A 21,131-nucleotide genomic window follows, 5' to 3' on the forward strand; every position below is an offset into this window, starting at 1 on the left:
CATGCTGAAAGTGGGACTCACCGGCGGGATCGGTTCGGGTAAGAGCGCGGTGTCCTCCGCGCTGTCCTCCTACGGTGCGGTGGTGATCGACGCCGACGCCATCGCCCGCGAGGTCGTCGAGCCCGGCACCCCGGGGCTGGCGGAGGTCGTCGCCGAGTTCGGGGAGGGGGTGCTCACCCCCGAGGGGCGGCTGGACCGGCCCAGACTCGGGGAGATCGTCTTCGCCGACGAGGCCCGGCTGGCCGGCCTCAACGCCATCGTGCACCCCCGCGTGGCCGAGCGCAGCGGCCAGCTCATGGAGGAGGCGCTGGCCTCCGACGCCAAGGTCGTGGTCTACGACGTGCCGCTGCTGGTGGAGAACGGGCTGGAGTCGCTCTACGACGTCGTGGTCGTGGTGGACACCCCGGACGAGGTCCGTGTGGAACGCGTCTCCAGGGACCGGGGGATGCCGCGCGAGCAGGTGCGGGCCCGGATCGACGCCCAGGCCGACCGGCGGACCCGGCTGGCCTCGGCCGACCTGGTGGTGGACAACTCCGGTACTCGCGAGGAACTCGCCGAACGCGTCGCCGAGCTGTGGCGCGACCTCTTGGAGCGTGCCGGTTAGCAGTGCACAGCCGGTTCCATCCGGCAGGGTGGTGCCCCTGGCTCCACAGCGAGGGCCGCGGCGCCCGGGCCAGGTTGCGGCCCCTCTTCACGGATGATCTTGCTACCAGAAGCGAAATCGGCGCCCTCGGGTTTCGTGGTTTTGGGAGAGGTGTCCGGTTCGGGTGGGCCCGGCTCACGCTGCGATGTCGAACCAGTCCCTGACGATCTCTCGGATTAACCCACGCACCCCCAGGTCGGGCACCCTGCACGATATTCGGTGTTCGATCACCTGCCTTCTGAGCGCGGCGATCATGTCCGAGAACGCCAGATCGGTCTTGGACTGATACCAGGGCTGGTCGCGGCGGCGGGCGGCCACGTCCGCTTGCCCCTGGCCGTGCCACCGATACCAGACCACCACCAAGCTGTAGGCCAGCAGCTGGAAGGGGACCGTGCGCTCCACCGCGGCGCGGGTGCGGTTGTGGGCCTGCTCCAAACCCAGATGGGCTCGACTGTCCTGGAAACACACCTCGATCGGCCACCGGTCCGCATAGCGCCGCACGATCTCTTCAGCAGGGCTGGTGGTGTCGGTGCTCAGCAACGCCACCTTGTAGGCCTTGGGGCTGTGCGGGTCGCGCACCACAATCAGGCGCAGGGGTGTGGGACCCAGGGAGCGCACCCACCGGCAGTCGATGACGGCCATCTCCTGACCGGTGTCGTCGCCCAAAGCGACGAAGTTGGCGGTCGCGGCGATCTGTTCGGGGGTGCCCAACCGGGGGCCCGCGTAGCGGGGACGGCCGGGCCGGGTGGGGGTGCCCGCCGGTGCGGGCGGGGGTGCCTGGTGCAGGACCGCGTTGGCCGCCAGGCGAAAGGTCCAGGTCAGGTTGGGTGGAAGGACGCGCAGGGCCGGGCTGTGGTAGGCCGAGTCGGCTACCACGTGGATGGTGCGGTCGGGGAACTGGTGGGCCAGGCGGGTGGCCAGAGCGATCGCGGTCTCGGTCTTGGTGGGCCGCTGTTCGGTTTCTTCCTCGTCCTGATTGGTGGGGCCGCTGGTGGGGGTGGTGGCCTGCAGCACCTGGTCCAGGGCCTGGTCGTGGGCGGCCTGGGCGGCGGCTAGTTCTTGGGCGCACCGGTTCAGGCGCTCTTTCAGGGCGGGGGTGGGGTCGGGGCCGGGCAGGCGGTGCCCCGCCGGTAGGGCGGCTTGCTTGGCTTGGCGGAGTTGCAGACCATGGCGGGCTTGGTCGTAGCGGGAGCGGGCGCTGTCCACAACGCGGGCGGTGGCGGCGGTCCAGGACAGGTTCGCGGTCCGGGGGTGGGGCACCGGGCCGTTGTGGCCTGCTGTGCCGGGGCTTGGTTTGGTGGGGCAGGGCCGCCAGCACGCGGTCAGCACGGGTAGGGCCAGGGCTGTGGTCCTGCCGGGCAGGCGCACGGCCAGGGCGGTGACCACGAAGCACACACCCCAGGCCAGGGGGTTGTTCTTGGGTCGGGCTCCGTTGTGTTGGCGGAACCGGCCCCAGACGCGGCGGCCCGACCGTTTGATCAGGGTGTCATCGATGACCAGGGTCAGGTCCTGGCCCGGGCGGGTGAAGGCCTGGGCGATGAGGTGGGCCATGGTCTGGCCCAGGTGGTGGGGGTTCCATTTGCGGCGGGAGAAGAAGGCGTGGGCGCGGTCGTGGTGCCAGTGGCGGGCCAGGCCGGAGCCGGTGAGCATGCCGCACACGGTGCGGGGTCCGGTGTGGGTGATCAGCCCGGTGAGTAGGGCGGTGAAGGTGGTGAAGGTGGGTTGGGTGAAGTGGGGCCAAAAGTGGTTGAGCAGGCGTTGCAGGGTCGGGGGTAGGGTGGGGTGTGGGAGCATCAGCGAGCCTTTAGACGGGACTGGTTGATGCTCCCTTTGTCATGTGCGGGGCGGGTGGTTGTCCAGGTTCACACCAAAGCACTCAGAAGCGGACATAGCTCCGAGAACCACGAAACCCGAGGGCGCCGAACTCGCTCCTGGTAGCAAGATCACGGTGGATACAGAGGGTGCTGATCTGTGGCGGCGGATGACTCTGGCGGCGAGCTCGGGGGTGAAGGTCGCCGGGGCGCTGGAGGACAAGGTGCGCACTACCGATCCGCAGGAGGGCGGGGGCACCGGATGGGAGGGGGCAACCTCGGTGCTGGTTTCGCCTCCGGTCGGTGACGGTTCGGTAATCGGTGAGAGTTCGGGCTTCCTAGGGTTCGGGGTTCTCGTCCTGGGCTTTGGGGTGCAGGGCGTCGGACAGGGAGCTGCCCGCGGCCACGGCCTCCCGGACGAGTTCCTCGCGGACGGTGTGCGCGGCCTGGACGCTCAGCAGGCTGGAGTCGAGTTCGTCGGTGCGGACCGGGTCCTGGCCCGAGTTGAGGGCGAGGTCGGCGTAGTCCCCGGCGCGGTCGGCGATCTCCTGGCACTGTTCCCACTCGCGGTGGGCGGTGACGGCGGCGTGGACGCGTTCGCCGTAGGCGGCCAGGGTATCGACCCGGGTGGAGATGGCTTTGTGCGCGCGGGTGACGGCCTCGTTCTGGGGCGCCAGGGCCTGTGTGACCTGGTCGGAGACGGCGTTCTTGCGGCGTTGGAGGATTTCGCGGCGCAGGGTGCGCAGGCGCAGGAGTTCCTGGGCCAGCCGCCACTCCTCCTCCTTGAGCAGGGGCAGGGTGTGGGTGGCGTCGAAGGAGTCGCCCAGGACGCGGCGGCCCTCCTCGACACGGTCGGTGGCCTGCTGGAGGCGGGCGAACAGGTGTGCTTCGGGTTCCTCGCGGCGGGTGGCGTAGCTGGAGGGGCGGCCGAAGTCCTCGGGCAGGACGTATCTGTCGTGGTTCTCCGCGGACAGGCGTGCGGCCATGCCCGGGCGCATGACGGCTCCGCCGCCGGCGACGGCCGCGGTGAGGTAGAGGGCGGCCAGCGAGGGGTCGCCGGGTAGGACGGTCCCGAGCGGTCCCAGGACCTGGTCGAGGGCGACCCGGGCGCCGAGGACGCCGACGATGGAGAGGGGCAGCGCCCAGAAGCTGTGCATGACCAGGTCGGCCCAGTCGTCGGTGGTGCCGTTGCGGTAGGAGACCAGGCCGAGGACGAAGGCGGTCGTGCCCAGGCACAGGAGGATGCTCAGCGGCAGGACGAGCGGGTTGACCAGGAGGGCGAGGGCGGCGGCGGTGGTGCATCCGAGGCTGAGCGCGAGAGCGCTCTCACGCCAGGTGGGACGGCCCGGTGGTCCTTTGGCCTTCGGTATGAGGCGTTCGGGGCGGGCGCTGAGGCGTTCGATGGTCCGTGCGGGTAGGACCGGGTCGAAGGTGGGACGACAGGGGTGGGACACGGCGTGCACCTCACTCGTGGGGCACAGGGTTTCCGGGCGCTCCCCTCGATGGTAACTCGCTATGGTTCGTCCGAACCGGGATGTCGTAGGCGGTCGGTAGCGTTGGGGTGAGGGGACATGCGGGCGATGGGGAGAACTAGTGCGACCGGTCAGTGACATCAAGCGCAGTGAGGCGCCCTTCGAGGTCGTCTCGGAGATGACCCCGGCGGGGGACCAGCCGAGTGCGATCAAGGAGATCACCCGGCGGGTGCGCGCGGGTGACGAGCACACCGTGCTGCTGGGCGCCACGGGCACCGGTAAGACGGCGACGGTGGCGTGGACCGTGGAGCAGTTGCAGCGGCCCACGCTGGTGATGCAGCCGAACAAGACTCTGGCGGCGCAGTTCGCCAATGAGCTGCGGCAGATGCTGCCGAACAACGCGGTCGAGTACTTCGTCTCCTATTACGACTACTACCAGCCCGAGGCGTACGTCCCGCAGAGTGACACCTACATCGAGAAGGACTCGTCGATCAACGACGAGGTGGAGCGGCTGCGGCACTCGGCGACCAACTCGCTTCTGACGCGGCGGGACACGATCGTGGTGGCGTCGGTCTCGTGCATCTACGGTCTGGGCACCCCGCAGGAGTACGTGGACCGGATGGCCCAGCTCTCGGTGGGCATGGAGGTGGACCGGGACGATCTGCTGCGCCGTCTGGTGGAGATGCAGTACACGCGTAACGACATGGCGTTCACGCGGGGGACGTTCCGGGTGCGCGGGGACACGATCGAGATCATCCCGGTGTACGAGGAGCTGGCGATCCGCATCGAGATGTTCGGTGACGAGGTCGAGCGGTTGCTGACGCTGCACCCGCTCACCGGTGAGGTGTTGGGGGAGAGCCAGGAGATGTTCATCTTCCCGGCCTCGCACTACGTGGCCGGTGAGGAGCGCACGGAGCGGGCGATCGGCACGATCGAGGCGGAGCTGGGCGAGCGGCTGTCCGAGTTGGAGGGTCAGGGCAAGCTGCTGGAGGCGCAGCGGCTGCGGATGCGCACGACTCATGATCTGGAGATGATGCGCCAGCTGGGGTCGTGCTCGGGGATCGAGAACTACTCGCGGCACTTCGACGACCGTGAGCCGGGCAGCGCGCCCAACACGCTGTTGGACTACTTCCCCGAGGACTTCCTGCTGGTCCTGGACGAGTCGCACGTGACGGTGCCGCAGATCGGTGCGATGTACGAGGGTGACGCGGCGCGTAAGCGGACCCTGGTGGACCACGGTTTCCGGTTGCCGTCGGCGATGGACAACCGGCCGCTGAAGTGGGAGGAGTTCACCAAGCGGATCGGGCAGTCGGTGTACCTGTCGGCCACGCCCGGCAAGTACGAGCTGCGGCAGAGCGGCGGGGACGTGGTGGAGCAGGTCATCCGGCCGACCGGGCTGGTGGACCCGCAGGTGGTGGTGAAGCCGACCGACGGGCAGATCGACGACCTGGTGCACGAGATCCGGAAGCGGGCCGAGCGCTCGGAGCGGGTGCTGGTGACCACGCTGACGAAGAAGATGGCCGAGGACCTCACGGACTACTTCGCGGAGCTGGGCATCCGGGTGCGGTACCTGCACAGCGAGGTGGACACGCTGCGCCGGGTGGAGCTGCTGCGCGAGCTGCGCGTGGGCGAGTTCGACGTGCTGGTGGGCATCAACCTGCTGCGTGAGGGCCTGGACCTGCCGGAGGTGTCGCTGGTGGCGATCCTGGACGCGGACAAGGAGGGTTTCCTGCGTTCGGAGACCTCGCTGATCCAGACGATCGGGCGTGCGGCGCGTAACGTCGACGGCCAGGTGCACATGTACGCGGACAACGTCACGGACTCGATGCGGGCGGCGATCGACGAGACCACCCGGCGCCGGGACAAGCAGCTGGCGTACAACGCCGAGCACGGGATCGACCCGACGCCGCTGCGCAAGCAGATCGCGGACATCCTGGACACCCTGAACCGGGAGGACATCGACACCGAGGAGTTGATGTCGACGGGGTACCGGCAGGGCGGCAAGTCGGCGAAGGCTCCGGTTCCGGCGTTGGGTGAGCGGGCGGACGTGGCGAACATGCCGCGGGCGGAGCTGGCCGGGCTCATCGAGCAGTTGAGCGCGCAGATGCACCAGGCCGCGACCGACCTGCAGTTCGAGCTGGCGGCCCGGTTGCGGGACGAGATCGGTGAGTTGAAGCGCGAGCTCCGGGGGATGGACGCGGCCGGCATGCAATGAGCGGAGTGCCTGCCGGTGCGGGGTTCGCGGCTTCGCGGCCTCCCAAGCCACATCTCCCTTGGTATCGAAATGGGAACGATCACAAAACGCCCAGGTCGCGAAGTTACCTTCGCGTGACATACTCTTGTGCTTTGCGTAGGGCGTATGTCGCTTTTGTCTTTTTCTGGCGTGGGGGAGTCCATGGTCGGTCGGGTGTGGGGCAGCGTGGGTGCTGTGGCGCTGTCGGGTCTCTTGGTGGCCGGCTGCGGAACGGATCCGGGCCGAGGCGAACCGGAGGAGGTCGAACCCGGCTCTGACCTGGGTCAGGAGTCGCGAGGCGAGGAGTCGGGCGCCGACGCTGCCGAGGACAACGTGGTCAACGACGAGGTGATCCTGGTGGTCGACAACGGCACCCAGGTGCACGAGGACTGCGCCAACCGCAAGGTGGTGGTCTCGGCCGACGACGCCGTCGTGGTGCTGGACGGCCCTTGCGGGCTGGTGAAGGCCACCGGGCGCAACTCCGTCGTGGAGGTGGGCGCCGCCGAGAAGATCGTGCTGGTGGGCGTGGACAATCAGGTCTCCTTCGCCTCCGGCGACCCCGAGGTGGTCAACCAGGGGCGCAATACCACGGTCAGCGAGGGCGGCAGCGCCCAGTACTGAGGTCCGCCCCTGCCGCGGCGGTGGGCCGTAGCGGCGGTTTGACCGCCCCGCCACCCGAGAGTGACCTTCGATCCGTTACCGTGGTGCGCGTCTGTTCGCACCCGCACACGGGTGTGCGCGGCACCGGGTGGGCCGGGGAAGGTTCCGTGGACTCCTCTTCTCCAGCTTTTCGGTCACCCGTACCGCTTCGAGGAGGTACGGTCGATTCCGTCCCGCCGCACCGGTTTCGTTCGGAAGACGGCACGACGGCAGGGCGGGGCACCGCGACGCGACCGCGTCCGCGACGGCCCCGCGGGGCCGGGGACGTGCGCTTGACGAAGGACCCGCTAGGGGAGGGGTGGATGAGCGGTTATGTCGCGCGGGTGCGACACGACGAGTCGCCCGGAGGCGACGTCGGACTCGACCCGTTGGTGCGTTCCGCCGCCCAGCGCTGGGCGGAGTCGGACCCCCTGCTTCCCGAACCCGTGGGCTTCGCGCCCAACTCCTACCCGCTGCTGACCGTCAGCGACGAGGACGGTCGAACCGTCGCCGCGGGCAGCATGCACTACACCTGGTACCAGCCGGGCGAGGTCGGCCGGATCTGGGGCGTGCCCGACCAGCACTGGCTCACCCCCATCGTCGGCGGCCCCGAACCCGCCCGCGCCCTGGACTCCCTGCTGACCAGCTGGCGCGACCAGCTCGAGGACCTGCCCACCGGCACCGGCTCGGAATCGGCCGCCCTGGTGAGCTGGCCCGCCCGCGACGTGGCCGGGATCATCCCGCTGCAACGCCACGGCCTGCAGCCCTACACCGTGCTCGCCGCCCGCCAGCGCCGCCGCGGGGTCCCGCCCTCGCTGCCGCCGCGCGACGTCGCCATCCGTCTGGCCGACATCAGCGATCTGACCCAGGTGGTCGGACTGCTGATGGAGGAGCACCGCTACGAACAGCACTTCGGTGGCGTGTTCCTGCAGCCCGACACCGCCGAGCAGACCCGTAAGGTCGCCGCACGGGCGCTCAACCGTTCGCGTTCGTGGATCTGGCTGGCCGAACGCCGCGGCCGGGCCGTGGGCCTGCTGTGGGTGTCCCCGCCCGAACGCTCCCGCTGGGCGAAGTCCCTGGTCAAGGCGCGCCCGATCGCGCACATCGGCTACGGGGTGGTCTCCGCGGCCGAACGCGGCCACGGCATCGGCACCGCCCTGGTCAGCCAGGCCCACCAGGCGCTGGACAGTCACGGGGTGGGTGTGTCCGTGCTCAACTACGCCGCGATGAACCCCCTCTCGGGGCCGTTCTGGCACCGCATGGGCTACCGCCCGGTCTGGACGACCTGGGAGGTCCGTCCCGCCCTCGCCCTGCGCTGACGTCCATCTGAGCCCCTCCCAAGGGTGTTCGTGGTGCCCCGGTGGTCACCGGGGCACACGTGTGCCCCGGGTGAGTGCCACCCGGTGACGGGGATCACCCTGCCGGCTGGTTAGCCTGGGCGCGCAAGCGCAGCGTGGCGAGAGGTGGAGTCGATGGCCGGGGACGATCGTGGGCCCGAGGGTGCCGAGCACGTGGAGATCGTGGAGGTGGGTCCGCGTGACGGCCTCCAGAACGAGGCCACCGTGTTGTCGGTCGAGGACCGGATCGAGCTGATCGACCGGGCGGTGGCGGCCGGGGTGCGGCGGATCGAGGCGGTCAGTTTCGTCAACCCCAAACGGGTGCCGCAGATGGCCGGGGCCGAGGAGGTCATGGCCGGGGTCGAGCGCGAGCCCGGGGTGTCCTTCATCGGGCTGGCGCTGAACCGGCGCGGCCTGGACCGGGCGCTGGCGGCCGGGGTGTCCGAGGTCAACGTGGCGGTACCGGCCACCGACGGCTTCTGTACGCGCAACCAGGGCTGCACGGTCGACGAGATGCTGGACTCCCTGGCCGACATGGACCGGGCCCTGGAGGGCACCGGGGTGCCGTTGAGCGTCACCGTCTCCACCGCCTTCGGCTGTCCGTTCGACGGTGAGGTCGACCCGGAGCGCGTGGTGGAGGTCGTGCGGCGGATCGCGGACACCGGAGCGGTGGAGATCGCCCTGGCCGACACGATCGGGGTGGGTGTCCCGGCGCAGGTGCGGGACTTGTTGCGCCGCAGCGCCGAGGTGGCGGGCGGGCGGACCCTGCGCTGTCACTTCCACAACACCCGCAACACCGGTTACGCGAACGCGCTCGCGGCGGTGGAAGAGGGGGTCCGGGTCCTGGACTCCAGTCTGGGCGGTTTCGGTGGCTGCCCGTTCGCCCCGGCCGCCACCGGCAACATCGCCACCGAGGACCTGCTGTACATGCTGCACCGCAGTGGTCTGCGCACCGGGGTGAGCCTGTCCGGGGCGGCCGCGCTGGGCGACTGGATGGGGGAGCGGCTGGTCAAGATCCCGCCCGCCTACCTGGGCCGCGCCGGGGCCTTCCCCGCCTGAGGCCGGGGAGCGCCTAACGCCCCAGGGGCGGGCGTTGCTCACACTCGCGGACCCTCGGCAGGTCAACGGGCGGCCCCGGGCCGTGCCGCCCCGGGTGTTGCCTTCGCCACCCGGGGCGGCGCGCCCGGGACGGCGAACGCCGTACCGCCAGCGGTTCACGGTAATCGCGCAGGTCGGGGCGGGGAACACGGCGGAGGCGCTTGGCGTTCCCTGGTGTGGGCGAACGGGGGGCCTGTTATCCTGGTGCCCCGTGGAGTCCGGCGTACCGGAGCGGCATCGCCGCCGCTCGGAACCGGACCACCGCACGGCCGCTCAGCTCGCCCGAGCCCGCCGTAGCCACTCAACCCACGGGAGCAACACTTTGGCATCCGCCGCGAGTACCAAGCACCTTTTCGTTACTGGCGGCGTCGCCTCCAGTCTTGGCAAGGGCCTGACCGCCTCCAGCCTGGGTCGACTCCTGAAGTCGCGCGGCCTGCGGGTCACCATGCAGAAGCTGGACCCCTACCTCAACGTGGACCCCGGGACGATGAACCCGTTCCAGCACGGTGAGGTCTTCGTGACCGACGACGGCGCCGAGACCGACCTGGACGTGGGTCACTACGAGCGCTTCCTCGACGTCGAGCTCTCCGCCTCGGCCAACGTCACCACCGGCCAGGTCTACTCCAGCGTGATCGCCAAGGAGCGCCAGGGCGCCTACCTCGGTGACACCGTGCAGGTCATCCCGCACATCACCAACGAGATCAAGTCGCGCATCTACGCGATGGACGCGATGGACGTCGACATCGTCATCACCGAGATCGGCGGCACGGTCGGCGACATCGAGTCGCAGCCCTTCCTCGAGGCGGTCCGCCAGATCCGGCACGAGATCGGCCGGGAGAACTGTTTCTTCCTGCACGTCTCGCTCATCCCGTTCCTGGGCCCGTCCGGCGAGATGAAGACCAAGCCGACCCAGCACTCGGTCGCCGCCCTGCGCAGCATCGGCATCCAACCCGACGCCATCGTGTGCCGCGCGGACCGTCCCGTCACGCAGAGCCTGAAGTCCAAGATCAGCCTCATGTGCGACGTGGACGAGGCGGGCGTGGTCTCCACCCCCGACGCCCCCTCCATCTACGACATCCCCAAGGTCCTGCACCGTGAGGGCCTGGACGCCTACGTCGTCCGCCGCCTGGGCATGCCCTTCCGGGACGTGGACTGGACCGAGTGGGACGAGCTGCTGCGCCGTGTGCACCAGCCCGACCACGAGGTCACCATCGCCATGGTCGGCAAGTACATCGACCTGCCCGACGCCTACCTGTCGGTCAGCGAGGCCCTGCGCGCCGGCGGTTTCGCCACCAACACCCGCGTCAACATCCGCTGGGTGGCCAGTGACAACTGCGCCAGCCCCTCGGGTGCGGCCGCCGAGCTGGACGGCGCCGACGGCGTCCTGATCCCGGGCGGTTTCGGCGTGCGCGGTATCGAGGGCAAGCTCGGCGCGATCCGCTACGCCCGTGAGAACGGTGTTCCGCTGCTGGGCATCTGCCTGGGCCTTCAGGGCCTGGTCATCGAGTACGCGCGCAACGTGCTCGGCCTGGAGGGCGCCAACAGCCTGGAGTTCGACGACAAGGCGGTGGACGCGGTCATCGCGACCATGGCCGACCAGGAGGACGTCGTCGCGGGCGACCGCGACATGGGCGGCACCATGCGGCTGGGCCTGTACCCGGCCGACCTGGGCGAGGGCACCCTGGCCCGTGAGCTGTACGACGGCGCCGAGCAGGTCTCCGAGCGCCACCGCCACCGGTTCGAGGTCAACAACGCCTACCGGCCCCAGCTGGAGGAGGCGGGCCTGGTGTTCTCCGGACTCTCCCCTGATGGCAAGCTGGTGGAGTACGTGGAACTGCCCCGGGACGTGCACCCGTTCTTCATCGCGACGCAGGCGCACCCGGAGCTGCGCTCCCGCCCGACCAACGCGAACCCGCTCTTCCGCGGCCTGATCTCCGCTTCGCTGGAGCACAAGACCTCCTCACGGGAGGTCTCCTAACGGGGAGCGATCCGGCGGGTGGGGCCCGAGCCTGAGAGGGGCCGCATGGCCGACCACACCCGCCCGGTCATCGAAGAGACGACGGGGGCGTCCGCGAGGATCGCGGACGCCCCCGAGTCGTGGCCCGTGGAGCGCTCCGAGGAACGCTACCGGGGCGCCAAGTGCGGGATGCGCACGGACTGGGTGGAGATGCCCGGCGCCAACGGTGACGGTCGGACCGTGGCCGCCCGCGACTACATGGACCACCCGGGCGCCGCGGCGATCGTGGCCCTGGACGACCGGGGACGGGTGCTGGTGCAGCGCCAGTACCGCCACCCCACCCGGCACACGCTGTGGGAGCTGCCCGCCGGACTGATCGACGGTGAGGGCGAAGGGCCGCTGGCCACCGCCCAACGCGAGCTGGTGGAGGAGTCCTCGCTGCGCGCCGCCACCTGGCACAAACTTCCGGACTTCTTCCCCAGCACCGGCTTCTCCAACGAACGCATCCACGTGTTCCTGGCCCGGGACCTGAGCGAGGTACCCGCCGAGGAGATCGACTTCGTGCGCGAGCACGAGGAGACCGACCTGGCAGCGGAGTGGCTGCCGCTCCCCGAGGCGGTGCGCGCGGTCCTGGAGGGGCGCCTGCACAACGGGGCGACGGTCATCGGGATCCTGGCCGCGCACGCGGCGTCTCAGGACGGTTTCGCCTCCCTGCCCGCGGCCTCGGACGACTGAGCCGCCGATGGGGGCAGAACCGCTGGAAACGGAGTCGGTGGAGGCGGACCCGCTGCGGACGGGACCGCTGGAGACCGACCTCGACGCCGGGCCGTTGGGCCAGGTGCGCTCCGCCTTCCTGGACCACCTGAGCGTCGAGCGCGCCCTGGCCGACAACACCCTGCTGGCCTACCGCCGTGACCTGCGGCGTTACATTGTCTACCTGGACGACCAGGGGGTCGCTGACCTGTCCGGAGCGACCTCCGGGCACGTCGGCGCGTTCCTGGGCGCCCTGCGCGAGGGGGACGAGGAGCACGCCCCGCTGAGCGCCGCCTCGGCCGGGCGCACCCTGGCCGCGGTGCGCGGACTGCACCGGTTCGCGGTGCGCGAGGGGTGGACCACCGAGGACCCGGCCGCTTCGGTGACCGCCCCGGCGCCGCCGATGCGCCTGCCCAAGGCGATCCCCCTGGACACGGTGGAGCGGCTGCTGGAGGCGGCGGGCCCGGCGCGGGCTCCGGCCTCGGCCGCCCGCGCCGACCTGCTGGCCCAGCGCGACCGCGCCCTGCTGGAGGTGCTCTACGGCACCGGGGCGCGGGTGTCCGAGGCGGTGGGGCTGGACGTGGACGACGTCGCGGACGCGGTGGACGCCGTGGACGACCAGGGTACGGTCGGGCTGGTGCGTTTCCGCGGCAAGGGCGGCAAGGAGCGCCTGGTTCCGCTGGGCTCCTACGCGCGCGGTGCCCTGGGCGCCTACCTGACCCGGGTGCGGCCGGTACTGGCCGCTTCCGGACGGGGCGGCGGACCGGCGCTGTTCCTGAACGCGCGCGGCGGTCGGCTGACCCGTCAGGGCGGTTGGGCGCTGCTGTCGGCGGTGGCCGGGCGGGCCGGGGTGGAGGGCATCTCCCCGCACACCCTGCGGCACTCCTTCGCCACCCACCTGCTCGACGGCGGGGCGGACATCCGCATCGTGCAGGAGCTGCTGGGGCACAGTTCGGTCACTACCACGCAGGTCTACACGCTGGTGACGGTGGAGAGGCTGCGTGAGGTGTACGCCTCCAGCCATCCCAGAGCGCGGCGTTCAGGTGGCGGAAGCGGTCCGGTGTGACGCGGAGAGCCTTGCTGGTAGGGGGAGCCGTGGAGCGTTCGGGGTGAGTCCGACGTGCGTCATGTGTACCCTTCTCCTACGAGAAGGACGGGTACGTGCGAGCGGTTCCTCCCGGTTGTGCAGGCGGGGGAATCCTGGTCGGATCATGTTGAAGTGCGTCGTGTCGTCGTTCTAGAGTCGCCGCACAGAGGTACGTTGCTGTCGACATATTGAGTTTCCGACGGCGGCCAGTCGTGGGAGATGTCAAGAGTCCCATCGGGCCGTGGCCGGTCCGTAGGGGAGGTCAAGGGTTGTGAACTGGTCGGAGAACGACGAGGCGGCGAACACCGCACCCGTTGGCGGGGGTGACCTCACCGACCGGGTGAACAACCCGTGGGGGACGACACGTAACACGGGGGCGGATCTGCACACCAAGAGACCCGTGCGTACATATCCGGAGCCGACGCCGCTCGACGAACACGGTCCGGCACGGATTGTAGCACTCTGTAACCAGAAGGGTGGGGTCGGTAAGACCACCACCACCATCAACCTCGGCGCCGCCATCGCCGAGTACGGCAGACGGGTGCTGCTGGTCGACTTCGACCCGCAGGGCGCGCTGTCCGTGGGACTGGGCCGACTGGACCCGCGCGAGCTGGACCTGACCGTCTACAACCTGCTCATGCAGCGGGACGTGACGGTGGAGGACGTCCTGCTCAAGACGGACATCGAGGGTCTGGACCTGATCCCGAGCAACATCGACCTGTCAGCCGCCGAGGTGCAGCTGGTCGGCGAGGTGGCCCGTGAGCAGATGCTCGGACGCGCGCTGCGCCCGGTCATCAACGACTACGACGTCATCCTCATCGACTGCCAGCCGTCGCTCGGTCTGCTGACCGTCAACGCGCTGACCGCCGCTGACGGGGTCATCGTGCCGCTGGAGTGCGAGTTCTTCGCGCTGCGCGGTGTGGCACTGCTGATGGACACGATCCAGAAGGTGCAGGAGCGCCTCAACGAGGACCTGGTCATCGACGGGTTCCTCGGCACGATGTACGACCCGCGCACCCTGCACGCCCGCGAGGTGCTGTCCACGATCGTGGACGGGTTCGGCGACAAGGTGTACGGCACGGTCATCAACCGCACGGTGCGTTTTCCGGACGCCACTGTGGCGGGTGAGCCGATCACCAGGTTCGACTCGTCCTCGGCCGGGGCCAACGCCTACCGGTCCCTGGCCAAGGAGGTGCTGGCGAGGTGGCCTCTCAGCGGTCACGACGAGTGACGCTACCCGGGGCGGACGAGCTGTTCTTCCGCCCTTCCGGCTCCGAGGAGGAGCCGGTCGAGACCGAGCGCCAGTACCAGGTACCGGAACAGGACCGAAAGAACACGGCCGAGACCTCGTCGGAACGGCCCGCGCGCAAGTCGAACGGCCGCTCCAAGGCCAAGGTGCGCCGCGCGCCCAAGCCGAGCGGGCGTCAGCGCCACGACGAGAAGATCACCGTCTACGTCTCCGGGCCCGAGCTGCTGGCCCTGGAACAGACCCGGCTCTCGCTCCGAGCGGAGCACGGGCTCTCGGCCGACCGCGGCCGCCTCGTTCGGGAGGCCGTCGCCGTACTTCTCGCCGACTTCGAGGAGCACGGCGAGAGCAGCATGCTGGTGCGGCGGTTGACCGAGGACTGACAGCCCCGAACCCGACCGCTGGGGGAGCGGACGGAACACGGGGAAGAAGGATTGGGGGTGTCACCGGCTGATCCGGGCCGGTGACACCCTTCTGTCATGTGTCTGCCCCGAGCTCGTCGAGGAAGTCGTAGACGTCTCCGGCGTTGAAGAACCGCCACCCGTTGTGGTTCTTCAGGGAGGGGAGATGTCCGGTGCTCTCCAGCCGCTTGACAGTGCTGGTGCTGAGTTCGAGGACCCTGGCGGCCTCTCCGGTGCTGAAGTACATCTCCCGGTGGGTCTCCATGAGGACCTCGCGGCTGTCGACGGCCATCAGCGGTCCTCCAGGTAGATCCCCGCGTACTGACGGATGATCTGGTGCACGACGTCCGCCACGTGCCCCGGGTCCCCGGAACAGAGGTCGCCGCCGGGAGAGGTCCACCGGTAGCCTCGCCCGCTCCAGGAGATTTCCACCTTCTGCCGGAGGTAGGGGTCGTTGACGATCAGGTTGTTGCCCTCGATGTAGCGGAGAATGCGCCGCTGCCCGAAGGCGTCGGAGAGGAGTTGCATGGGGTTGAGTCGTTTGGTCGTTTGAAGCTGTCCATAACCGTCCATGCGTCCAGAGTCGTGCCACAAGCCTTTGCTCCACAGGAATTGATTTATAGCTCCAATGGGTCTGGTCTGGCCTGGAACGCGATGCGTAATGTGTGGAGCATGGCGGAGCATACTTTCGGGTCATACCTCGCAAAAGAACGCAAGCGTGCTGGTCACACGATTCGACGTCTCGCCAAGAAGGCAGGGAAATCGTCGTCCACGATTTCCCGCTGGGAGAATGACCAATTTGTCCCGGCTCGTGACGATGCTCTGGGGCTGGACAAGGCGTTGGAGCTGCGCGGCGCCCTGTTCCGCAAATGGGAGGGGTTTACGGCCGAGTCGACCCTGCTCCCCTGGATGCAGGACGCGGGGAAGCTGGAAGAAGCCGCGTCGCTGATCGAGTACGTGTCCCCCGTGTTGGTCCCAGGACTGTTGCAATCCCCTTCATACGCGGAGATCGTCTTCCGCGAAGGGCAGCCGTTGTTGCCCGCCTATGAGGTTCAGCGGCTGGCCGCGCTGCGGTGCGCGCGCTATGAACAGCTTCGGGCCCAGAATGACCCGTGGGTGTCCGCTGTCTTCCCCGTATCGGCACTGCTGTGTGTTCCCGAAGCAGTCCGTGCCGAACAGGTGTCCCACCTGCTGTCATTGGAGAAGGTGTCGCTTCACCTGGTTCCGGAGGGGTCGGCCTTGATCGGGGTCATCACACCGATGCTGATGGTCCGGTTGCTTGAAGGCGGAAAGGCTGCGAGTGCGGATCATCTGACCGGTAATGTCGTCTACGGAGAAACAGACGACTTCGATCGACTGACGGAACTGGTGAAACGCGCGTTCGCGATCGCTCTCCCCGAACCACAGTCGCGAAAATTGTTGGAGGAACTACCGTGAGTGACTGGCACAAGTCCAGCTACAGCAACACCGGCGGTCAGTGTGTCGAGGTCCGTGAGACTCCGGCGGGTGCGGACGTCCGGGACACCCAGAACCGGGACACGGCGACGCTGTCGTTCCCCGCTGCTGAGTGGCGCGCCCTTCTCGACACGGAGCGCTGAGACTCGACACGTGAGGTCCCCGACGCGAACCAGATGCTGCTGGCGAATCCGGGTGGGGGCCGAGGGCTTCGGGTGGGTGAAGGTGTCCGAAACCTGGACTGACACGTGTCCGTTGCTTCCGTAACCGTCAGGTCCTCGGTGATCTTGCTACCAGGAGCAAGTTCGGCGCCGATTTCGCCTCTGGTAGCAAGATCACGCTGAAAGGAGGGGCCGAAACCCGGCCGGGGTGGCGCTTCGATCGGTCTGTCCACCGGGCCGGGTGGCCGAGTGGGTGGCCGGGTGGGGGTGCTCGCCGGGTCGGGGGAGCGGTGTCTTCGCCGTCGCTGTTCGTCGGGGCGCCTGACCGGCCGTGACACGAGCACCGATCCCCGCTGAGCTGGGGGCGCTCCTTCCTTCGCTGCCGCTTTCCGTGGCCCACCTTGACCGGCCGCGACACGTTCAGGCGTTGCCCGCAGGCCGGTGGAGGGCTCCGGCCGAAGGCCGTGCAGCGTGCAGTTGGCAGTTGCCGTTGGGCCCCTTGGGGGCCGTCTGCCACCCCGACCGCTCCTCCCCCGTTTGCCGATGGCCGCCCACCGCCGTCGTAGCGAAGCGGGTCAGGGTGGAGCGCCCTGCGGGCGAAGCCCTCGATGCGACGACCTTGAGGCGCGCAGCGCAGACGGCAACCATCGAGCGGCGGGGAGCGGGGCCCGACCCGGCCTCCGCCTGGACTCGCCAACAGCATCCGGACCACGTCGGGGCCTCGCGTCGTGATTACCCATCTGGGCGAGCAAGCTGGGAAGCTGGGTGAATGAGTGCCGAGTCCTCCGAGGAAGCCACCTCCACCAGCGAAGACGTTGGTTTCCAGGTACACCTGGACAACTTCGAGGGGCCCTTCGACCTACTCCTCGGGCTGATCTCCAAGCACAAGCTGGACATCACCGAGGTATCGCTGTCGAAGGTCACCGACGAGTTCATCGCGCACATCCGCACGTTCGGCGACGACTGGGACCTGGACCAGGCCAGTAACTTCCTGCTGGTCGCGGCCACCCTCCTCGACCTCAAGGCCGCACGGCTCCTCCCGCGCGGCGACGTCGAGGACGAAGCCGACCTCGCCCTGCTCGAAGCCCGCGACCTGCTGTTCGCCCGGCTGCTCCAGTACCGGGCCTACAAGGAGGTCGCCTCGTTCATGCGCGAGCGGCTGGCCGCACAGGGCCGCCGGTACGCGCGAGCCGTCCCCTTGGAAGAACAGTTCGCGGGGATGCGCCCGGACGTGTTCTTCAAGCTCGGCCCGCAGGAGTTCGCCGCCCTGGCCGGGATGGTGTTCACGCCCAAGGAACCGCCGAGCGTCTCGGTCACCCACATCCACCTCACCAAGACGTCGGTGAAGGAACAAGGTGAGCTGATGGCGGCCGAACTGCGCGAGGCGGGACGGCTGACGTTCGCGCAGCTGACGGTCGAGTGCACCGGTACCTTCGAGGTCGTCGCCCGGTTCCTCGCCCTGCTGGAGCTGTACCGGGCCTCGAACGTCGGCTTCGACCAGCCCGAACCACTGGGCGAACTCACCGTCACCTGGACCGGCGGCGACGCGGACGTCGAGCTGGAGTCCGAATACGACGAAGAGGCGGGACCCGCCGCCGAGACCACATCCGGGGAGCAGTCATGACCGCAGAGCACACCGCCGGTGTGGGTGATGTCTCCGTGCCGCCCGTCCCGCCCACCCTGCGCCGCGATTTGGAAGCAGTGCTCATGGTGGTGGACCAGCCCGTCTCCGAGTACGACCTGGCCCGCGCCATGGACGTGCCACTGGACCTGGTCACCCGCGCCCTGGAGGAGCTCTCCCGGGAATACACCGCACAGGGCCGTGGTTTCGACCTACGTGCGGTGGCCGACGGGTGGCGTGTGTACACGCGGCCCGAGTGCGCCGACATCGTCGAGCACTTCCTCAAGGAAGGGCAGGAAGTGCGGCTCACCCAGGCCGCACTGGAGACGATGGCCGTCGTCGCCTACCGCCAACCGGTCTCACGTGGCAGGGTCTCCGCGGTACGTGGGGTCAACTGCGACGGGGTTATGCGTACCCTCGTACTGAGGGGCCTGATCGAAGAGGCCGGACACGATCCCGAGTCCGGTGCGCTGCTGTATCGGACCACTTCCTATTTCCTGGAACGGCTGGGCCTGCGAGGCCTGGACGAACTGCCTGATCTGGCGCCGTTCCTCCCCGACGACATCGAAGGTCTTGACGACACCGGTGAGCACACCTAATAACGAACGTTCCCGTGGTGCACGGGACGACGCCCCGCGCGGTGAGCGCGGCGACTACGACAACCGCGGCGGCCGAGGCCCCCGCGACGACCGAAACCGGGACGACCGCCGTGGTGGCGGACGCTACGAGCGGGACGACCGCCCCCGACGCGATGACCGCGGTCGCGACGACCGCAGCCGTGGTGGTTACCAGGGCCGGGACGACAACCGAGGCCGCGGTGGTTACCAGGGCCGCGATGACAAGCGTGACGACAGGCGCGGTGGCGGCTACCAGAGCCGTGACGACCGTGGTGGCCGTTCCTTCGAGCGTCGCGACGACCGTGACCGTCGCCCGCAGGGCCGTGACGACCGGGGCCGCGATGACCGTGGCCGTGGTGGTTACCAGGGCCGTGATGACAAGCGCGGCGGTGGTTACCAGGGTCGTGACGACCGTGGTGGCCGTTCCTTCGAGCGTCGTGATGACCGTGACCGTCGTCCGCAGGGCCGTGACGACAGCCGTGGTGGTCGCTTCGACCGTGACGACCGTCCGCGCCGCGACGACCGCAGCCGTGACGACCGCGGCCGTGGCGGTTACCAGGGCCGTGACGACAACCGCGGTGGTGGTTTCAAGAGCCGCGATGACCGTGGCGGGCGCTCCTTCGAGCGCCGTGACGACAACCGCGGCGGCTACCGGGGCGACCGCGACCGTCGTGACGACCGGGGCCGCGATGACCGTGGCCGTGGTGGTTACCAGGGCCGCGATGACAAGCGTGACGACAAGCGCGGTGGCGGCTACCAGAGCCGTGACGACCGTGGCCGTGGTGGTTACCAGGGTCGTGACGACCGTGGTGGCCGTTCCTTCGAGCGTCGTGATGACCGTGACCGTCGTCCGCAGGGCCGTGACGACAGCCGTGGTGGTCGCTTCGACCGTGACGACCGTCCGCGCCGCGACGATCGGGGCCGCGACGACCGCCCCCGTCGCGACGACCGGCACGGTGGCGACTTCAAGAACCGTGAGGACCGTCCCCGCCGGGACGCCCAGGGCCGCCGCATGGCGGGTGGCGACAAGCGCGGCGGCGGTTACCAGCGCCGTGACGACAACCGTGGCGGACGTCCGCGGAACCGTGACGACCGCCCCCGCCGTGACGAGGGCCGCGACCCCGACCAGCGCCCGATCCGTCGCGATCACGCCCCGGTCCGGGACGTCAAGAGCGAGAACCAGCTCTCCAAGGCCGCCCGTGAGCGCCTCAACGCCCTGCGCGCGGACTACAACCCGCGTGACGAGGACCGGCACGCCGGTGACCCCCGGGACACCTACACGGATGTGCCCAACGGCATCCGGCTCCAGAAGGCGCTGGCCGCGGCCGGTGTCGCCAGCCGTCGCGCCAGCGAGGAGATGATCGCGGCCGGCCGGGTGAGCGTGGACGGCCAGATCGTCCGCCGCTTCGGTGCCCGGGTCGACCCCGAGGCCTCCGAGATCCGCGTGGACGACATGCGCGTGGTCACCGCCCCGGACAAGCTGTACTTCGCGCTGAACAAGCCGCGCGGCGTGGTCAGCACCATGTGGGACCCGGAGGGCCGCCCGACTCTGGCCGACTACGCCGGTCAGACCGCCGAGCGCATCTTCCACGTGGGCCGTCTGGACACCGAGACCGAGGGTCTCATCCTGCTGACCAACGACGGTGACCTCGCCAACCGGCTCACCCACCCGCGCTACAAGGTCATCAAGACCTACGTCGCGAAGGTGGACGGCCCGGTGCCGCACCGCGTGGTGCGCCAGATCGAGAAGGGCGTGGAGCTGGACGACGGGCCGGTCAAGGTCGACTCCTTCCGCGTGGTCGACAACGACTCCGACCAGGCCATGGTGGAGATCCGTCTGCACGAGGGCCGCAAGCACATCGTGCGTCGCCTCATGGAGGCGGTGGGCCACCCGGTCGCGGACCTGGCGCGTACCCAGGTCGGTCCGATCGACCTGAACAACCTGCGTCTGGGCACCATGCGGGCGCTCAGCTCGCGTGAGGTCGGCGAGCTGTACAAGGCCGCGGGCCTCTAACCACGAGGTCTGTCGCTACAGTTGACGGCGGTCGCACCCCGAACACGGGGAGCGGCCGCCGTCTCTCGTTTCCTCTGCGAGGGTCGGCCCGGATGACGAGGACTGAAGGCGGGATCGAACGTGGCGGTACGGGCCATCCGCGGTGCGGTGCAGGTCGACGCGGACGAACGCGAACAGGTGCTGGAGGCCACGGCCGAGCTGGTGGCCGAGGTGATGCGGCGCAACGAGCTCACCACGGACGACGTGATCAGCGTGGTGTTCACCGCGACCCCTGACCTGACCAGCGAGTTCCCCGCGCTGGCGGCGCGCAAGGTGGGTTTCGCCGACGTTCCGCTGATGTGCGCGACCGAGATCGCCGTTCCGCACGCCCTGCCGCGTGTGGTGCGGCTGATGGCGCACGTGGAGACCGACCGGACCCGCTCCGAGGTCCAGCACGTCTACCTGCGGGGCGCCCAGGCACTGCGGCTGGACATCGCCCAGTAATCGGGGTCCTCCGGGCAAGGGGCAACACCATCAACGACGTCAGCGCGGACCAGGCGAATTCGGATATCGCCTGGTCCGCATTGGTCATCGGATCATCGGATCG

20 protein-coding genes are annotated in these 21,131 nt (G+C 69.3%); 16 read left to right on the plus strand and 4 right to left on the minus strand.

Features of this window, described 5'->3' with window-relative positions:
* The first annotated feature begins 1 nt into the window (after window position 1).
* Window positions 2-604: a dephospho-CoA kinase gene (gene coaE, locus NE857_RS11965; protein WP_254421041.1), complete on the plus strand. Its 603-nt coding sequence runs from the start codon at window positions 2-4 to the stop codon at window positions 602-604.
* Between the two features lie 174 nt (window positions 605-778).
* Here coaE and NE857_RS11970 read toward each other — a convergent pair whose 3' ends face one another.
* Together NE857_RS11970 and NE857_RS11975 are read right to left on the minus strand one after the other, a co-directional pair.
* A complete protein-coding gene (locus NE857_RS11970) occupies window positions 779-2,437 on the minus strand; it encodes a transposase (protein WP_254421042.1) in 1,659 nt (552 codons plus the stop codon).
* Between the two features lie 355 nt (window positions 2,438-2,792).
* The gene (locus NE857_RS11975) at window positions 2,793-3,908 is read right to left on the minus strand and encodes a hypothetical protein (protein ID WP_254421043.1); all 1,116 of its coding nucleotides are present in this window, start codon (window positions 3,906-3,908) and stop codon (window positions 2,793-2,795) included.
* A gap of 139 nt (window positions 3,909-4,047) precedes the next feature.
* Here NE857_RS11975 and uvrB point away from each other — a divergent pair, with 139 nt between their 5' ends.
* The 9 genes from uvrB to NE857_RS12020 all read left to right on the plus strand — a co-directional run bounded on the left by uvrB (window position 4,048) and on the right by NE857_RS12020 (window position 14,659).
* Window positions 4,048-6,141: an excinuclease ABC subunit UvrB gene (gene uvrB / locus NE857_RS11980; RefSeq protein ID WP_254421044.1), complete on the plus strand. Its 2,094-nt coding sequence runs from the start codon at window positions 4,048-4,050 to the stop codon at window positions 6,139-6,141.
* 168 nt (window positions 6,142-6,309) lie between these two features.
* Entirely contained in the window at window positions 6,310-6,780 is a 471-nt protein-coding gene (locus NE857_RS11985; RefSeq protein WP_254421956.1) for a DUF3060 domain-containing protein, read from the plus strand.
* A 341-nt stretch (window positions 6,781-7,121) separates the two neighbouring features.
* Window positions 7,122-8,117, plus strand: coding sequence for a GNAT family N-acetyltransferase (locus NE857_RS11990; protein WP_017579875.1), 996 nt, complete (start codon window positions 7,122-7,124; stop codon window positions 8,115-8,117).
* 153 nt (window positions 8,118-8,270) lie between these two features.
* Window positions 8,271-9,194, plus strand: coding sequence for a hydroxymethylglutaryl-CoA lyase (locus NE857_RS11995; RefSeq protein ID WP_254421045.1), 924 nt, complete (start codon window positions 8,271-8,273; stop codon window positions 9,192-9,194).
* A gap of 361 nt (window positions 9,195-9,555) precedes the next feature.
* Window positions 9,556-11,211 (plus strand): CTP synthase, encoded by a 1,656-nt coding sequence (gene pyrG, locus NE857_RS12000; protein ID WP_017579877.1) that lies wholly within the window; start codon window positions 9,556-9,558, stop codon window positions 11,209-11,211.
* 45 nt (window positions 11,212-11,256) lie between these two features.
* Entirely contained in the window at window positions 11,257-11,925 is a 669-nt protein-coding gene (locus NE857_RS12005; RefSeq protein ID WP_254421046.1) for an NUDIX domain-containing protein, read from the plus strand.
* Window positions 11,926-11,932: 7 nt separating this feature from the next.
* Window positions 11,933-13,009, plus strand: coding sequence for a site-specific tyrosine recombinase XerD (locus NE857_RS12010; RefSeq protein ID WP_254421047.1), 1,077 nt, complete (start codon window positions 11,933-11,935; stop codon window positions 13,007-13,009).
* A 292-nt stretch (window positions 13,010-13,301) separates the two neighbouring features.
* The gene (locus NE857_RS12015; RefSeq protein WP_017579880.1) at window positions 13,302-14,261 is read left to right on the plus strand and encodes a ParA family protein; all 960 of its coding nucleotides are present in this window, start codon (window positions 13,302-13,304) and stop codon (window positions 14,259-14,261) included.
* Window positions 14,258-14,659, plus strand: a complete 402-nt coding sequence (locus tag NE857_RS12020; protein ID WP_254421048.1) for a hypothetical protein — start codon at window positions 14,258-14,260, stop codon at window positions 14,657-14,659. Before NE857_RS12015 ends, NE857_RS12020 begins: the two co-directional genes overlap by 4 nt.
* A gap of 94 nt (window positions 14,660-14,753) precedes the next feature.
* Here NE857_RS12020 and NE857_RS12025 read toward each other — a convergent pair whose 3' ends face one another.
* Both NE857_RS12025 and NE857_RS12030 read right to left on the minus strand, forming a co-directional pair.
* The gene (locus NE857_RS12025; RefSeq protein ID WP_254421049.1) at window positions 14,754-14,969 is read right to left on the minus strand and encodes a helix-turn-helix domain-containing protein; all 216 of its coding nucleotides are present in this window, start codon (window positions 14,967-14,969) and stop codon (window positions 14,754-14,756) included.
* A complete protein-coding gene (locus tag NE857_RS12030) occupies window positions 14,969-15,205 on the minus strand; it encodes a hypothetical protein (RefSeq protein WP_254421050.1) in 237 nt (78 codons plus the stop codon). The genes NE857_RS12025 and NE857_RS12030 overlap by 1 nt, the downstream gene beginning before the upstream one ends.
* A gap of 144 nt (window positions 15,206-15,349) precedes the next feature.
* Between NE857_RS12030 and NE857_RS12035 the strand changes: the two genes are divergently transcribed.
* The 6 genes from NE857_RS12035 to aroH all read left to right on the plus strand — a co-directional run bounded on the left by NE857_RS12035 (window position 15,350) and on the right by aroH (window position 21,028).
* Window positions 15,350-16,114 carry a helix-turn-helix domain-containing protein gene (locus NE857_RS12035; RefSeq protein WP_254421051.1) on the plus strand — a complete coding sequence of 255 codons (765 nt, stop codon included), beginning with the start codon at window positions 15,350-15,352 and terminating at the stop codon, window positions 16,112-16,114.
* Window positions 16,111-16,275: a DUF397 domain-containing protein gene (locus NE857_RS12040; RefSeq protein ID WP_254421052.1), complete on the plus strand. Its 165-nt coding sequence runs from the start codon at window positions 16,111-16,113 to the stop codon at window positions 16,273-16,275. The genes NE857_RS12035 and NE857_RS12040 overlap by 4 nt, the downstream gene beginning before the upstream one ends.
* Window positions 16,276-17,062: 787 nt before the next feature.
* Window positions 17,063-17,917 carry a segregation and condensation protein A gene (locus tag NE857_RS12045; RefSeq protein WP_254421053.1) on the plus strand — a complete coding sequence of 285 codons (855 nt, stop codon included), beginning with the start codon at window positions 17,063-17,065 and terminating at the stop codon, window positions 17,915-17,917.
* The gene (gene scpB, locus NE857_RS12050) at window positions 17,914-18,513 is read left to right on the plus strand and encodes an SMC-Scp complex subunit ScpB (RefSeq protein WP_254421054.1); all 600 of its coding nucleotides are present in this window, start codon (window positions 17,914-17,916) and stop codon (window positions 18,511-18,513) included. The genes NE857_RS12045 and scpB overlap by 4 nt, the downstream gene beginning before the upstream one ends.
* Complete coding sequence (locus tag NE857_RS12055; protein WP_254421055.1) at window positions 18,500-20,545, plus strand: pseudouridine synthase; 2,046 nt, start codon at window positions 18,500-18,502, stop codon at window positions 20,543-20,545. Before scpB ends, NE857_RS12055 begins: the two co-directional genes overlap by 14 nt.
* Window positions 20,546-20,665: 120 nt before the next feature.
* On the plus strand, window positions 20,666-21,028 hold the full coding sequence (aroH, locus tag NE857_RS12060; RefSeq protein ID WP_254421056.1) for a chorismate mutase: 363 nt from the start codon (window positions 20,666-20,668) through the stop codon (window positions 21,026-21,028).
* Window positions 21,029-21,131 lie beyond the last annotated feature (103 nt).

Source organism: Nocardiopsis exhalans (assembly GCF_024134545.1).
Taxonomy (GTDB): domain Bacteria; phylum Actinomycetota; class Actinomycetes; order Streptosporangiales; family Streptosporangiaceae; genus Nocardiopsis; species Nocardiopsis exhalans.